This window comes from Candidatus Binatia bacterium (assembly GCA_036504975.1).
GTDB lineage: Bacteria > Desulfobacterota > Binatia > UBA9968 > UBA9968 > JAJPJQ01.
In genome coordinates, this window is the sequence record DASXUF010000122.1 from 1 (window position 1) to 14,340 (window position 14,340).

The following is a 14,340-nucleotide window of genomic DNA, read 5'->3' on the forward strand; positions in this document are numbered from 1 at the left end:
ACCCCCGGGCGGGCGGTTCAGACATTGAGCGGCGTGACCGAGTCGCACGACAGAGGAGGAAAGATGATTGAACCTTTGCGCTGCATTCCTCGGAGATTTTTTTTGGCTTGCTTCGTAATCGCTTTGGCGATTCCTCCAGGCGCCCCGGCCCAGGAATCAATCGTCGTCGGGTACGACGGCCATGCCGGCTTTCAGGGTCCCGTTTGGGGGGCAAAAGATCTGGGATTATTCGACAAAAACGGCCTGTCCGGAGAGCTGGTCCTGATCCCGGGCAGCGCGCGGGGCATGGCCGCCTTGCTCTCCGGCAGCACCGCGTTCGCGCAAGGCTCCGCGACCGCGCCGCTGTCGGCCTATCTGCGCGGCGGGGACGTCGTCGTCGTGGCGGCGGCGTTGAACAAGTTTCCTTTCAGCGTCGTCGCGAGAAAAGAGCTGCGCAAGCCCGCGGACCTCGTCGGCAAGAAGATCGGCGTCGTCAACTTCGGCGGCTCGAACGATCTTGCGGTCGGGCTGGCGTTGAAGGAATGGAATATCCCGCGTAGCGCGGTCACCATTCTAGCGAGCGGCGGCGCGCCGGAAAGGCTGGCGGCCTTGATGGCCGGGAATATGGACGCCACCGTGCTGTCGCCGCCGGAGACCGTTGCCGCCGCGCGGGCGGGGTTGAACATTCTCGCGAACCTCGGCGATTTGAGCGCTTCTTTTCCGCAAACGCTGATCATGGTGCGGCGCTCCTTCCTCGCGGCCAAGCGCGACACCGTCAAACGGTTCCTCCGCGCCTACAGCGAATCGATCCATGAGTTCAAGACCAACAAAGAAAGAGGAATAAAAGTCTACGCCAATCGCCTGAAGCAGAGAGACCAGACGATTCTCGAAGAAACCATCGCTTTTTACGCGCCGAAATTTTCTTTTCCGCCGCGCGTCGACCGCGGCGGCATCCAGAACGCCCTCGATCTGGTGCGGCAGGGCGTCGAGGTCAAGGGAGAGGGCAACCTCGAAAAGTTTGTCGACGAGAGCGTTATCGACGAGCTCGAGAGCGAGGGTTTTTTCAAAAGATTGTCTGACGCGAGGACAAAAAAATAAATCTCACGCAAAAGGCCGTGCGGCAGAAATTTACTCTTTCACGAACAGGAGCAGCAGCATGCCGGCGATGTAGGTCGAGGCGGCGACGTAAAAGGCCGGCGTGAAGCCGAAGTGCTCCATCACGTAGCCTATGATAAGGAGCCATATCGGACCGGACATGAATCCCACGAAGAAGAAAATCGAAAACGCCGCGTCGGTCATCTCCTCGGTGACAAAATCGCCCAGCATCGCCTGCGTGAGCGAGCTGCGCGCCTGGACGACGCAGCCGTAGAGCAGCAGGTTCAGGTAGAACAAAGGACTGAGAGAATCGTGCTGGGCGAGGCCAATCGTCATCAGCGCCGAAAGGAGCAGCGTGCCTTGGACGGCCGGCGCGCGCCGGCCGAAGCGGTCCGAGACCAGTCCGATGGCGAGCGGCCCGACGAGCCCCGCGCCGTAGAGCAAGGTCAGGAGAAATCCTCCGCCGGAAGCGGTCACGCCGAACCTTTCCATAAAGAACGGCACCAGATAGGTCGAATTGATTCCCGTTCCCCGGCCGGCGGCCCCGACCATTAAAACCAGCGAGGTTAAAATAATATTTCGATTGCGAAGGCACTTTAGATAAACCGCCCAGCTCGCCCGCATCGTCCGCTTTCGGCCGGCTTCCCCGGAAGTGTCCCGATCTTGCAGCGTGAAGAGGAACATGCCGAGGATGAGCGTCGGCAGGCCGAAGACGACGAAGGCCGTCCTCCACCCCGCGTATAAAAGGAGTATGGAAACGACCGCCGGGCCGATGAAGGAGCCGGCGCTTCCCGCAGTATGGTGCAGGGTAAGCGCCCAGCCGCGGCGCTCGGGAAAGTAGCGCGACAGGATGCTTGATCCCAGCGGGTGTTGCGGGCTGGAGCCCATGCTGGCCGCGACGCGCGCGGCCATGAGCTGCGGATAGCTTCCGACCACGGAGTGAAGCAGCGTGGAGATTCCCATGATCACGTTGCCGGCGCCGAGAATCGTGGTTCGTCGGAAGTAGCCGGTGAGAAAGCCGTAGGTGACTTCCAGGCTCTGGCCGACGATACCGGAGACCGCCGAGAGAAAGCCGAGCTGGAGGAAGCCGAAGCCCAGATCGCGCATCATGACGGGAAAAAGCACGGAATTGATGCTGTGCTGCAGGTGATTCAAGGTGTGGCAAAAACCGACGAGCAGAAGCGCGGAGCGCTTCTGCGAAGCGGTCGCTTCGGTGGTTCGAGCACCGAGCGTTGGCGCCGCGGTTGTCGCTGCCGAGACCTGGAGATCGTCCATAAATTTTTGTTGCGTGTTAACCGCGAATGGTTCTGGATATCACGAAGCGACGAGCCACGGCAAACGATGGGGAGGATGGTTTAATCGTCGTAGTGTTCAGGGCGAACCGGGGCGCGGAAAGATTTTTTCTCGGCCTGATGGCGCTTCGCCGCCAGGAGTTTCTCCTTGGCGCGCCGCGAGCGCTTTCTTTTCTGCCGGCGAATCCTGGCGATCTCCTGCTGCTCCGCCGACTCGGCGCCTCTCAGCTTCGCCTCGATTTTATCGAGCAGGATTCTCCGCGCCAAAAAACGGTTGAGGGCCTGCGAGCGCTCTCTTTGGCATTTCACCCGGATGCCCGTCGGCCGATGGTAGAGCACGACGCAGCTCGAAGTCTTGTTCACTTTCTGACCGCCGGCTCCTGAAGCGCGGACAAATTGCTCATCGATGTCCTGCTCGCGCACGCCGAGAGCCTGCATGCGCTCCAGCAGGGATTTTTCTTTTCCCGGCGAAACTACGTTGAGAGCCATGTTTTAACGTTTAGCATAGTTAGCCTACCCAAACGATACGCCGACGCCAAATACTCCAGCTCCCGACCGGGGCGGCCGAAGCGACGGGTACCGATGCAAACTATACCAACAAGCTGGAAGTGTTGGTTTTCAAAAAGCGCCACATCCCGGAACCGCAGTTTCCGGGCAGCGGGCCTTCAAAATTACGACTGGCGCGAAGCAGATTCAGGCGCCATCGTTAACCTGGCAGTTATCGGTGTCGCGAAGGGAAATCGCGCTGCAAGACGTCATGAGTCCGGGAACAGCTTCGAGCGGAACCGGCTTTGCGGGGAGGACGCGACGATGAGCACGCGGCACTCTTTGCGAAGGTCCGACCACCAGGAATCCGCGTTCTGCGGGTAAACGATCTTCTCCGTGCCGGAAAACCCGACATCATGGAGCATACGAATGAGGGAATCCTCGGTGAGCCAAACGGAAAGCTCGTTTTCGAGCGATGCCGTCGGCGAGAGATCCTTCACGTCGCGCGCCGTTCCCGACGGAAACTCGCGGAAGAGACGGCCTTCGTACCGTTTCCCGCCGAACGTGAACGTCCGCATCTCCGAGAGCTCCGGCCGCCAACCTTCCTTGATGCTTTCCGGTTGATCCTCCAGAGCGACGTGCGTATCGATCACGACGAAGCCGTCGCAGAGTCCGGCTAAGTTGGCGAGGAAGGTATGGGGATCGTCGAGGTGGTAGAGCAACCCGAGCGCGAGGACGGCGTCGAATCGGCCGGACGATTCGCGGGTCACCTTCATCGCGTCGCCCAGGACGAACGTCGCTCGTTCGACGCCGAGGACGGAGCGCACGAACTCGCATTTTCGCACGTTGAGGAGCTTGCCGTCGATGCCGAGGGCCTCCGCGCCCTGGAGCGCGCACTCGATCGAGAAGTACCCTTCGAGGCAGCCGATATCGGCGATGCGCCGCCCGCTGAAGTCGGGGCCGAGCCGTTCGCGGACAATGCGCATGATCTCCCGGTGCGCGGGGTAGTAATCCTCGCACGCCGCCGTGTAAACGCCGTACGGCAAGGCGATGTTATGGTTCCACGGCGAGAGCAAGTCCCGCACCTCGAGGATCTTTTCCCGCGTCCACTCGACGCCTTTGAAATCGAGGGCCGCTATTTGGTCGATGTAGGATGGGTCGACAGGCATGATGTCTTTCGAGGATCGACGGCTGTTCTAAAACGTAGCACACGGACCGGCCGAGTCCAGGGGCCCAAGCCGGATACGAGTTCGTTTAAACAACGTCCGCTCAACGTCCGCAAAACAGCCGAGGCTTTACGGCGGTAGGGGATAGAGATACAGAGGATGGGCAGCCATGAGAGTCCTGACGATCCAAAATGCGCTCGTCGTTCCCATGACCGAGGAGCGGAGACATTTCGACGGCTACGTTCGCGTCGAGGACGGCGTCATCACGGAAGCCGGACCAGGCTCTCCGCGCCCTGCGAACGGGGAAGAGGTCATCGATGCCGCCGGTTCCGTGTTGATGCCGGGCTTAATCAACGCCCACACCCATCTCTATCAAGTGTTGCTGCGCGCCGTCTGGGAAGATCTGCCGCTGCTCCCGTGGCTCAAGCGGATTTACGGCGCCGCCCGGGCGCTGCGCCCGGAGCACTTTTACGCCGGATCGCTGCTGGGCGCGGTGGAAGCGATTCGCTCCGGCGTGACGACGGTTTGCGAGCATAATTTTTTAAATCCCCAACCCGAGTGCGCTTTTGCAACGATTCGCGCGCTGCGCGAGTCCGGCCTGCGCGCGGTTTTCGCGCGCACGATCATGGATACCGGAGAGATCGTGCCGGATTGCGTGAAAGAAGAGGCGGAGCAAGCGTTTCGCCGCATAGAAGAACTCATTCGGGCGCATCCAGGCGACAGGCTGCTCTCGTTCATGACGGGTCCGAACACGCCGCCGTTGAATACGACGCCCGGGCTGCTCCGAGAGATCCGCCGCTTCGCCGACGAGAAATCGATCGGCATCAGCGCGCACGTCGCCGAGTCCAAATCGGTGGTGGAGATTACCCGGGAAAACCACGGCAGATCCGGCGTCGTCGAATTTCTCGACGATTTCGCCATTGCCGCGGCGACGTCTATCTTTGCCCATTGCGTCCACGTCTCGGACGACGAGATCGGCATCCTCAAAAAACGCGGCGCATCCGTTTCCCACAATCCGGTCAGCAACATGATGCTGGGAGACGGCGTAGCGCCGGTGGTGGAAATGCTTAGCCAGGGCGTGAACGTCGCGTTAGGCACCGACGGCGCGGCGAGCAACCACTCGCAAGACATGTTCGAAACGATGAAAACCGCTTCGCTGTTGCAGAAAGTTCATCATCAAGAGGCCGGCGTCATCGCGCCTTACGCCGTGCTCAGGATGGCGACGGCGGGCGGGGCGAAGGCTCTCGGGCTCGTGCCGGTGTGCGGGAGCATCGAAGCGGGCAAGCGGGCGGATCTGATCCTGGTTCGCGTGGACACCGTCCACAGCCAACCCGTCAACGATCTCTTCAGCCAGTTGGTCCATTGTGCCAAGGCGAGCGACGTCGAGACGGTGATCGTCGACGGACGGGTCTTGATGAAAAATCGCGAGCTTCAATTGTCCGACGAACGGCGGGTCCTAGAGGACGCCAGGAAAGCGAACGCCGATCTCAAAGCGCGCCTGGGCAGGCTCAACTTCTAACCCGACAAGAAATTGTTGGACCCCTGGAATTTTGACGTGGATTCAAATATAGCGTCATGATCATGGTCGTCGAACGACCTCAGGGTAAACGATGGCTTCATTCAGTTTAAAGAAAATCGGCTTTCTGACCCCGCTGGCCGTGCTGATACTTATTTTGGCGTTGGTCAACGTGCTATTGACCCTTGGCAACCAGTTTCTACGCCAGCAACTCAACGAGCGCCAACAGGTCCTCAGTCAAAGTATCCAAATGGAAGGGCTCTATCGAGAAATCGTGACGACGTTGGCGGCCGTCGCCGTGAAAACCAATGACCAACAGCTCATGAGCCTGCTCGCCTCTCAGGGCATCAACCTCGGCGGCGAACCCAAAGCCGGGGGCGGCGCAAAGTAGCTTATTATGGAAAACGAGTTCGAAACCGCGGAGACACAAGAGGCCGCGCGCCCCGAAGCCGCCGAAAGGCCGGCGTGGCGCGTTCCTTTAACGCTAACTTTGATTGCCTTGCTCGTTTGGTTTGGGTTTCAATCAGTGGCGCTTTTATTCGAACGAAATAACTTGCTTGCGGTCAAGGGTAACTTCGATGCGGGAATGCAGGAAGCGCAAAAGATGCAGGCGCAGTTGCAAACGCTCGTCACTCAAACCGCGGAGCTCGCGAGCAAAGGCAACGCCAGCGCCAAGGCCGCGATCGAAGAGCTCGCTAAAAAAGGCATCCCGCTCTCAGCCGCTCCGCCGCCGGGGAAATAAGCTTAACTTCTTCGGCGCTTCACGGCGTCCGCATTGAATCCGCGCGGACGCGCCGAATGTCCGCGTGAGAGATAATTTTCTTGAAATAATTCCCGTCATCGGATAGCTTCCGCTCATCGCTTTCGATCGAACGGAGATGCACCATGCAGTTTAACGGAAAGTTGCTCATCATCGGCTGCGGGTCGGTGTCGCAGTGCGCCGTGCCGCTCGTGCTCGAGTTCATCGACATGCCGGCGAAAAACATCACGATCATGGATTTCGTCGACAACCGCCCGCGCGTCAAGGACGCGCTGGACCGCGGCGTCAATTATGTTTTCGATCGCGTGACGGAAGAAAATTACCGGGAGCTCCTGGCGCGATACGTCGGCCCGGGCGACCTGATCATCGACCTCGCCTGGAACATCGAGTGCAACGCCATGCTCCAGTGGTGCCGCGACCGTCAAGTCCTCTACGTCAACACCTCGGTCGAGGTGTGGAACCCCTACCAGGATTCACAGCGCAACGACCCGACGCAATACACGCTCTATTACCGGCACATGACGATGCGGAAAATGATCGAAAAGTGGGGGGACAACACAGGAACGTCCGCGGTCGTCGACCACGGCGCCAATCCGGGACTCGTGTCGCACTTCGCCAAACACGCGCTGCTTGGAATCGCCGGGAAAATTTTAAAAGAGAAGTCGATGGATCCGCGGCGCCCGCGCTTGGAAAAAGCCCTCGCCGACAAAAATTTTCCAGCGCTGGCCCAGCTCGCGGGCGTCAAAGTCATTCACATCAGCGAGCGCGACACCCAAATCACCGATCAGCCCAAGCGGGTGAACGAGTTCGTCAACACGTGGAGCATCGAAGGCTTCTTCGAGGAAGGCGTGGCGCCGGCCGAGCTCGGCTGGGGCACGCACGAGCGCTACGTCCCCGAGAACGCCTTTTTCCACAAGACCGGGCCGAAGAATCAAATCTGCCTGTCCACGCTCGGGATGAAAACGTGGGTCCGCTCCTGGGTGCCCTGCGGCGAGATCACCGGCATGGTGATCCGCCACGGCGAGGCCTTCAGCATTTCGGACCGTCTTACCGTCTGGCAAAACGGCGAAGCCGTGTACCGGCCCACGGTGCACTACGCCTATTGTCCGGCGGACGTCGCGATCAATTCGCTGCACGAGCTGGAAATGCGCCAGTACAAACTTCAGGAAGACCAGCGCATCATGAGCGACGAGATCATCGACGGCGAGGACCAGCTCGGCGTGCTTCTGATGGGGCACGACTTCAAATCCTGGTGGTGCGGCAGCCTTCTCAGCATCCACGACGCGCGCAAGCACGTGCCGCATCAGCAGGCGACGACCTTGCAAGTCGCGATCTCCGTCGTCGCGGCGGCGCGCTGGATGATCCAGAATCCGAAGAGCGGCGTTTGCCTGCCCGACGATATCGACCACGAAGAGATTTTGAAAATCAGCGTTCCCTACATCAGCCCGTTCGTTTCCGAAGCGGTGGACTGGACGCCGCTCAAAAATTTGAATACCCAGTTCACCCGATTCGATATCCCCCGTCCCCCCGAGGAAGACGTCTGGCAGTTCACGACGTTTCTCGTCGATCATCAGGAGAGGAAGCGTGCCTACACCAGCTCCAAGCCTGCGCGCAAGTCCGAAGCTCGCTAAACCCAAGCCGGACCTGAGCGGCGTCGAGAATATGATCCGCGCGATGCTGAAGAAACATCGCACGCCGTTCATGCTGGTCCGGCGGGCCGTTCTGGAAAGACAGTTCCAGCGCTTTCGCAAGTGCCTGCCCGAAGTCATGCCGTACTATGCCATCAAGGCGAACCCGCACCCCAAGATCATCAAGACGTTCGTCAAACTGAGGGCCGGGTTCGACGTCGCCAGCGCCTCGGAGATGAAGCAGGTGCTCGCTCTCGGCGCCTCCCGCGACAGAATTATCTTCGCCAACACCGTCAAGTCGGCCGACGATATCATCTCGGCGCGCCGGCGGCGCGTGCGGATGATGACTTTCGACAACGAGCCGGAGCTTTACAAGATCGCCGAGCATTATCCGGGGGCGCACGTTCTTCTGCGCATTAAAGTGGGCAACGAAGGCAGCGTGGTCAACCTCTCGCTCAAGTTCGGCGCCGATCCGGAAGACGCCCACCTCATCCTGCGCAAGGCGCGCTCGCTCGGTCTGGTGCCGACGGGTCTCAGCTTTCACGTCGGATCGCAATCCAAGAACGTGGAAAATTATCTTCAGGCGCTGGAAATTTCCGCGCATATCTTCAACGAAGCCGAAGAGCACGACGTGCCGCTCAAGATCATGGACATCGGCGGCGGATTTCCCATCCAGCATTTCGACGACGAAATCGGCGTCAATTTCGAGCGCATGGCGTCGCAGATCCGGAAGCAGATCCGCCAGCTCTTCGACAAGAAGGTTCAGTTTATCGCCGAGCCGGGCCGGTTCCTGGTGGGGCCGGCCGGCATTCTGGCGACGCAGGTGATCGGGCGGGCGTTCCGCAACAACAAAAATTATTACTACCTGAACGACGGTATCTACGGGGATTTTTCCGGCATGCTGTTCGATCACTGCAAGTACGAGTTCAAGACGCTCCGCCGCGGGCAGACGTTCTTGAGCGCGCTCGCCGGGCCGACGTGCGATTCGTTCGATACGCTCTCGCTCGACGTGGAGATTCCCGAGCTTTACGTGGGCGACGTGGTCTACGTGAAAAACATCGGCGCCTACTCCTCGGCCAGCGCCGTCGCCAACTTCAACGGTTTTCCTCCGGCAAAGATCGTGATGGTTTAGATTTTTCCCCGACGAATTCCGCCGGTCTCTCAGCCTTCAGCTTCAGCCCGTCGCTCACCCCTTCCCTCTCCCGCTCGCGCTGGTCGTTACCCATAAGTCTCGTCTGATCAACAACGTCCACGTTCTCTAGTAGGACACACAAACATCACGAACGTTCGAATCGCTAGAGGCCTAGAACCAGTCTTAGGGCGTTCTCAACTTCGGTCATGCGAGATGGCGGCATCGTCCCGGCGAGGTGGGGCTGATGAGTCTTCGGGTCTAAAAAGCGAGCGGGGTCCAAAGAGCGAATCTGAAAACAGAGAAAGACAGTATCTGCGGGAAGACCGGTCTCTTTAGCTGTGACGCGCACATTCGTGGGGTAGTCTCTCGAAATGTTCTTTGAGCTCGTTCCCACAACCACGGTCATAACCAAGGGCTGGCGATTAATCGCGTCCACTGAAACTACGAGCACCGGCCGGTATCCAGCTTGCTCTCGCCCCTGAGTGGGCGTGAGATTAACAAAGTAGATCTGGCCGCGGCTAATCATTTCTCAGTCCGTCCGCTTCTGCGATACTGAAATCTCTTTCGATCGCGACACATTCGGACCGGATCGCGGGGTCTGCGGCCATCTGCGCCACAGCCTCTTCAAACTTCCGCTCGTTCCGCCTGGCGGCAAATTCCTGCAATGCCACCGTGACGAGTCGGTTGACGTTCTGGCTTAGTTCAGGCGGAGCCGCGGCGCTTGCGTCCTCGATAAGCTGCCGGGGAAGCACCACGCTTCTACGCACTGTCTTTGGAATCTTTTTCTTAGCACTTTTTGTTTTCATATCACACCTCCAAGCACACCGTATGTAACCCAAACAGTACCACCAGTCAAGACAATGCAGCGGCCGCTGTCGACTTTTATCAACTCTATAAAGGGGTGCGAGAAGTTCGTCGTGAACGGAGATGCGCGGAGGGGCTTTGGGTCGTGCCCTTACAGGAGATCTGGCCAAAGCCGCTGAGGTTGGCCCACAATGGCAGCAGGAATGGTGTCGCAACCGAAATGCGGTTCTCGCGCTACGCCGTGAGGCGGCGGCCTTCGGCCTGATGCGCGAGCCCCAACTCTTCCAACGCCGCCAGCCCCGGCTCGTTCCGGAGCACGTCGGCGGCTGAAAACGATGCCGGAATCTTGCCGGCCGCTTTCACTTCCTCAACGTGGGCGCGGACGCCTTCCGGACTTGCGAGCGCGTCGACGGCGCGGAGCGGCCACGCCTCGGGCCTGCCGTTCTGGTAGCGGCTGCCTTCCAGGGAATCGACTTTGAGCGTTTCTTTGAGGATCGCCAGCGCATCCTGGCCCATCGGGTCCTCGTCGTGCATGAACTGCTGCGCTCGCATCACGCCTTTGAGAAACGCCTTCAGCAAATCGGCGCGCTCCCGGATCAGGCGTCCCGAAGCCGCCATGCATCGGGTGATGTAGTAGGGGAAGAGAGTGGTCAAATCGATGACCTCCACCAGCTCGCCTTTGTCGATCAAGTCCCGGACGATCCGGCCCTCCGCATCATGGTGATAAATACCGAAATCGGCGCGCCCCGCCGCGAGCGCTTCTAATTTCTCGTAGGTGCCGCGCTCGGGGATCAAGATCAGCTCGATCTCTTTGTCCGGATCGATGCCGAGCTTCTGACACGTCGTGCGCACGGTGCGCTCGCCGACGCCGAAGCGCCGGCTCGTCGTGAAGCGCTTGCCGGCGAGCTCCTTGGGACTGTTGATGATGCCGGGCCGGGCGATGATGCTGAAGGGCAGGCCGTTGCGATACGAGCCGACGATGTAGACGTCTTTGCCTTTGGCGTTCTCTTCGATGATCATCGCCGGATGGGCGTCCATGCTGACGTCGCTCTCGCCCGCGAGGAGCTTGTCGATGCTCCCCGTGTCGTCGCCGGCGATCATGAGCCGGGTTTTTTCCAGTTCCGCTTCGTGAAAGTAGCCGTGAAACTGCGCCGTCAGCGGCGCGATCGGATGCTCGGGATGCTTCGGATAAAAATGTTCCACCGAATAGACGACTTCACGTTCCACCATAAATACTCCTTAGTGCCGTCCAAAAACGTCCAACTGCCATAGCCTGCCGAAGGCAGGCGTTACAATACTTGTGCTCGACCGACTTCGCTCGACGTACTGAAAAAAGTACGCCTGCGCTCGTCGATCTTGGCACGCCTTGCATTTGGGACTTTTTTGAACGTCGCGAATACAATATTTTAAGACCTCGCTCACGACTCGTCCCGCCATACTTGGCTTTCGCTTCCTCGGCGGCGGACGCCGGAAGAGCGAGAACAAACACGAGCCATGCCAAGATGGTTTTTAAAAAAGTTCGCACCATAACGATCGAATCGCCGCCAAGTTATCAAGGTCTGACATCGCAAACAAGATCATCGCGCCGAATCCTTCACGGCCCTCAAGCGCGAGCCGCTCCGGGCGAGGTCAATAGAAAAAGAAAAAGCTCGCGCTCTCGGGCTGCTTGCCTCCACGCGGGCATGGTTCCGATGGGGCGAGCATGAAAGCCGCAGGCACAGGGACGCGGAGGCACAATGTCATGTGAGGTGCTTGTTACCTCGGAACACAGGTATTTCGGTCGATGGCTGCATAACGAATGGTTTGAAGAGTCAAAGAGGCAGTGCCCTATTGCCTGCGGCTTGAAGGCTCGTCCCTGAGGAACCAAGGGGAGCGACACTTGTCGATATGACTCCTCGATGGAAGAGTAATCCGGGCTAACCTTCGACCTTTTCCAGCACGATCGCGATCGAGCCGCGAAATGCGCGATCGAAATCAAGAGAATCTTTGGCGCCTTCCCAAACGAGGCGCCGAGCTTCCTCCGTCACGGCATAGCGATCGAGCAACTCTTCCATCATGTCCGAATGGTCTTCGTCCGCCACGTTGTGGACGTCGTGGCCGCGGACGCCTTCGAGCAGTTTGCGCAACTCGTCCGTGTGTCTGTGGTAGTCGCGGACCGAAACCCCGCCGCCCTGGACGATGCGATTATTGTTGGCCCGCTCCAGAATGGTCGAGCCCGAAATCGCTTTGAGCCAAGAGGAGTCCCTCGCGAGATGCACCCAAGCGCGAAACGCCGCCTTGCAGCCGGGGACGAGATCCGCCTTGTAGAGGTCTTCAGCCGAAAGGCCGGTGACCTTCATTGCCTTTTGCAGCGAAGCGGTGTGATGGTCGCCGCCGAAGCGCGGATCGGAAAACAGCTCGTCTTTCTCGTGCTCCCAAATGAGCTTCTTCACGTCCGGCGGACACGATCCCTGGACGTAGCCCCAGCAGTCGCGGCGATTCATGTTGAAATGGAGCTGGTGCACGAGCATGACCTTGGCCCGCGCGACCGTCATGGGAAACGAATAGAAGCGCGCCATCTCCGGCGTCTCGTAGTGGTCGTTGACCAGTTGATTGAGATTGTCCCTCAGTTCTTTGACGCTCGTCATGGTTGACTGCTTTCCAGCGCGACTGGGCTTCCCTTACCAATTGTTATCCGATTGCGCAACTGAAAGCGCCTTGGGTTGCAGTTAGCCCTAATCCGACAATATTTTTGCTGAGTCAGGCGGCAATTTTGAGTTTCTGTTCGATCCTTTCGATCAATTCCTTTGCCGGTTGAGCCACCGAGAAGCGTAAAACCGAATAACCTTGGGGCTGTACAAGCCGAGCCGGCTGGTGGATGAGCTTGAAGCGCAGAGTCTTGAGACTTTGCAGCAGGAAACCAAAAGTCCGTTTACGTGATCTAGGTTTTTGAGTGGCCACGGTCTGAAGCTGAAAACTTCTCAGCAGATTATGTCCCAAAACACAGATTTGCTGCCAAGCGGAGTTGGCTGCGTAGTGATGAGTGGGAACGACATCCAACGCCCACTCCCCTTTGAGTTCAGCGAAAGTCTTCTCTTGGGCTCCTCGTCCGGCCATAAAATCCCACAGCGAGGCGGCGCTGAGGGTCAGATTGGTAGTCACCGCTGAGTACTCAAAGTAGCCGTCGTCGGGGTCAAACAGATCGAGCTGGTAGTTTTTTCTGCTTTTATGATGCACCGGCTTTCGGTAGACGACCACTCGAAGGGTCTTTTCCCAAGCGGGAACTGCGAGCGACACCTCAAAGAACCCCATGCCCTCTGGCAGAGGATGCCAGCGCTGGCGCTCTCGGATCAAAGGCAGCAGGCCGAGCCACTTAAAGAACGGTACTTTGATCGCGTAGCTCGCTTGCCTTCGTTCCAAAAGCTCAAGGATTTGCCTCTGGAAAAACGCCCCGTCCATGCGAAATTCCAAAGGCAAACCTCTTCCCAGCCGGATTCTCAAATCATCGATCAGCTCGCTTAACAAGCGTACCGCCCCCTTGGAGTCGTGGACGTTGCCGGGCCGATTCTTGACTCTCAAAATGTGTCCGGTCTGAGCCAGGTGCGCCAGGATCGGATAGTACGAAGGATCTTTACGATGGTGCGAATTGAATCCCCGAAACGCCCAACTGACGCTGGCGCCCGTGGTGATGACGCTGCCGTCGATATCGAGAGTCAAACGACCCAGCCTTTGTCTTTCAATTGCCTCGCAAACGATTTGACTGTTGATCTCCACCAGCGCCTGAAGCGATTTCTGCGTGAAGCGCTTGAGCCAGCGTGCCACGCTCCTCTCTCGCGGCAGACGCATCAGGCTCGAAAACCTCTTCACCAGCGGATCTTCACTGATATAGCTGAGATGCTCCAGGCGCCGGCCGCCGACCAGAACCAAACCGAGGATCACAAGGATCATGTCGATCGCCCGGTAGTCTCCTCCCAAACCGTAACGGGCAAACGCCGACTGAACTTTGCGATGAAGCTCGATGATCCGAAAGTATCGCCGGATCAGCTCCAGACCGCCGTATGCCGTAATATCCTGAGAAGCAAACTCGATCTTAAAAAAACTCTTGCACCGGGAATAAAAATCGGCTCTACTAAGTCTCACTTGGAGTGGCCTCCTTGTAGGATGATTTAGTCGGTGTTCCAACTGCTTTATCTCCTACAACGGTAGGCCATTTCAAGTTTTTATTTTCGTAATTTTATTGTCGGATCAGGGTTAACAGCTACCTCAACAAACGCTGCGGCGCAGATAAACGTTCTTTAGCGCCCTCACCGGGCCGACCTGCGACTCGTTTGATACGCTCTCGTTGGATCTGGAAATTCCCGAGCTTTACGTCAACGACGTGGTCTACGTGAAAAATATCGGCGCCTACTTCTCCGCCAGCGCCGTCGCCAATTTCAACGGCTTTCCGCCAGCCAAGATCGCTATGGTTTAGCGCTTGGCGACAATAGTTATCAGCGTTCAGCC

Annotated in this window: 14 protein-coding genes and 1 pseudogene; 7 read left to right on the forward strand and 8 right to left on the reverse strand. The window is 58.5% G+C overall.

Annotated features, from left to right (window positions below):
• Positions 1 to 1,077, forward strand: a 1,077-nt coding sequence (locus VGL70_16265) for an ABC transporter substrate-binding protein (GenBank protein ID HEY3305081.1), incomplete at its 5' end; no start/stop codon positions are given.
• Positions 1,078 to 1,107: 30 nt separating this feature from the next.
• Here the strand turns inward: VGL70_16265 and VGL70_16270 are convergent.
• From VGL70_16270 to VGL70_16280, 3 genes are all read right to left on the reverse strand, one after another.
• Entirely contained in the window at positions 1,108 to 2,349 is a 1,242-nt protein-coding gene (locus VGL70_16270; GenBank protein ID HEY3305082.1) for an MFS transporter, read from the reverse strand.
• 80 nt (positions 2,350 to 2,429) lie between these two features.
• The gene (locus tag VGL70_16275) at positions 2,430 to 2,855 is read right to left on the reverse strand and encodes a peptide chain release factor-like protein (protein ID HEY3305083.1); all 426 of its coding nucleotides are present in this window, start codon (positions 2,853 to 2,855) and stop codon (positions 2,430 to 2,432) included.
• A 266-nt stretch (positions 2,856 to 3,121) separates the two neighbouring features.
• Positions 3,122 to 4,021: a methyltransferase domain-containing protein gene (locus VGL70_16280; GenBank protein ID HEY3305084.1), complete on the reverse strand. Its 900-nt coding sequence runs from the start codon at positions 4,019 to 4,021 to the stop codon at positions 3,122 to 3,124.
• Between the two features lie 166 nt (positions 4,022 to 4,187).
• Here VGL70_16280 and VGL70_16285 point away from each other — a divergent pair, with 166 nt between their 5' ends.
• The 5 genes from VGL70_16285 to VGL70_16305 all read left to right on the forward strand — a co-directional run bounded on the left by VGL70_16285 (position 4,188) and on the right by VGL70_16305 (position 9,054).
• On the forward strand, positions 4,188 to 5,537 hold the full coding sequence (locus VGL70_16285) for an amidohydrolase (GenBank protein HEY3305085.1): 1,350 nt from the start codon (positions 4,188 to 4,190) through the stop codon (positions 5,535 to 5,537).
• 91 nt (positions 5,538 to 5,628) lie between these two features.
• Complete coding sequence (locus tag VGL70_16290) at positions 5,629 to 5,925, forward strand: hypothetical protein (protein HEY3305086.1); 297 nt, start codon at positions 5,629 to 5,631, stop codon at positions 5,923 to 5,925.
• 6 nt (positions 5,926 to 5,931) lie between these two features.
• Positions 5,932 to 6,276, forward strand: a complete 345-nt coding sequence (locus VGL70_16295) for a hypothetical protein (protein HEY3305087.1) — start codon at positions 5,932 to 5,934, stop codon at positions 6,274 to 6,276.
• 143 nt (positions 6,277 to 6,419) lie between these two features.
• Complete coding sequence (locus tag VGL70_16300; protein HEY3305088.1) at positions 6,420 to 7,925, forward strand: saccharopine dehydrogenase C-terminal domain-containing protein; 1,506 nt, start codon at positions 6,420 to 6,422, stop codon at positions 7,923 to 7,925.
• Complete coding sequence (locus VGL70_16305) at positions 7,879 to 9,054, forward strand: type III PLP-dependent enzyme (protein HEY3305089.1); 1,176 nt, start codon at positions 7,879 to 7,881, stop codon at positions 9,052 to 9,054. The genes VGL70_16300 and VGL70_16305 overlap by 47 nt, the downstream gene beginning before the upstream one ends.
• A gap of 163 nt (positions 9,055 to 9,217) precedes the next feature.
• On the opposite strand, the gene VGL70_16310 is transcribed toward VGL70_16305, so the two are convergent.
• From VGL70_16310 to VGL70_16330, 5 genes are all read right to left on the reverse strand, one after another.
• Complete coding sequence (locus VGL70_16310; protein ID HEY3305090.1) at positions 9,218 to 9,580, reverse strand: type II toxin-antitoxin system PemK/MazF family toxin; 363 nt, start codon at positions 9,578 to 9,580, stop codon at positions 9,218 to 9,220.
• Positions 9,573 to 9,860 (reverse strand): hypothetical protein, encoded by a 288-nt coding sequence (locus tag VGL70_16315; protein HEY3305091.1) that lies wholly within the window; start codon positions 9,858 to 9,860, stop codon positions 9,573 to 9,575. The genes VGL70_16310 and VGL70_16315 overlap by 8 nt, the downstream gene beginning before the upstream one ends.
• A 232-nt stretch (positions 9,861 to 10,092) precedes the next feature.
• Complete coding sequence (locus tag VGL70_16320) at positions 10,093 to 11,088, reverse strand: ABC transporter substrate-binding protein (GenBank protein ID HEY3305092.1); 996 nt, start codon at positions 11,086 to 11,088, stop codon at positions 10,093 to 10,095.
• 686 nt (positions 11,089 to 11,774) lie between these two features.
• Complete coding sequence (locus VGL70_16325) at positions 11,775 to 12,485, reverse strand: iron-containing redox enzyme family protein (protein HEY3305093.1); 711 nt, start codon at positions 12,483 to 12,485, stop codon at positions 11,775 to 11,777.
• A 112-nt stretch (positions 12,486 to 12,597) separates the two neighbouring features.
• Entirely contained in the window at positions 12,598 to 13,977 is a 1,380-nt protein-coding gene (locus VGL70_16330; protein HEY3305094.1) for an IS1380 family transposase, read from the reverse strand.
• A gap of 172 nt (positions 13,978 to 14,149) precedes the next feature.
• On the opposite strand from VGL70_16330, the pseudogene VGL70_16335 reads away from it, so the two are divergent.
• A pseudogene (locus VGL70_16335) lies at positions 14,150 to 14,308 on the forward strand (type III PLP-dependent enzyme).
• Positions 14,309 to 14,340: the final 32 nt, after the last annotated feature.

What these genes read in the sequence shown, in the direction of transcription:
- VGL70_16270 (HEY3305082.1), bottom strand. Translation starts at nt 2,349, where the DNA reads ATGGACGATCTCCAGGTCTCGGCAGCGACAACCGCGGCGCCAACGCTC.
- VGL70_16275 (HEY3305083.1), bottom strand. Translation starts at nt 2,855, where the DNA reads ATGGCTCTCAACGTAGTTTCGCCGGGAAAAGAAAAATCCCTGCTGGAG.
- VGL70_16280 (HEY3305084.1), bottom strand. Translation starts at nt 4,021, where the DNA reads ATGCCTGTCGACCCATCCTACATCGACCAAATAGCGGCCCTCGATTTC.
- VGL70_16285 (HEY3305085.1), top strand. Translation starts at nt 4,188, where the DNA reads ATGAGAGTCCTGACGATCCAAAATGCGCTCGTCGTTCCCATGACCGAG.
- VGL70_16290 (HEY3305086.1), top strand. Translation starts at nt 5,629, where the DNA reads ATGGCTTCATTCAGTTTAAAGAAAATCGGCTTTCTGACCCCGCTGGCC.
- VGL70_16295 (HEY3305087.1), top strand. Translation starts at nt 5,932, where the DNA reads ATGGAAAACGAGTTCGAAACCGCGGAGACACAAGAGGCCGCGCGCCCC.
- VGL70_16300 (HEY3305088.1), top strand. Translation starts at nt 6,420, where the DNA reads ATGCAGTTTAACGGAAAGTTGCTCATCATCGGCTGCGGGTCGGTGTCG.
- VGL70_16310 (HEY3305090.1), bottom strand. Translation starts at nt 9,580, where the DNA reads ATGATTAGCCGCGGCCAGATCTACTTTGTTAATCTCACGCCCACTCAG.
- VGL70_16315 (HEY3305091.1), bottom strand. Translation starts at nt 9,860, where the DNA reads ATGAAAACAAAAAGTGCTAAGAAAAAGATTCCAAAGACAGTGCGTAGA.
- VGL70_16320 (HEY3305092.1), bottom strand. Translation starts at nt 11,088, where the DNA reads ATGGTGGAACGTGAAGTCGTCTATTCGGTGGAACATTTTTATCCGAAG.
- VGL70_16325 (HEY3305093.1), bottom strand. Translation starts at nt 12,485, where the DNA reads ATGACGAGCGTCAAAGAACTGAGGGACAATCTCAATCAACTGGTCAAC.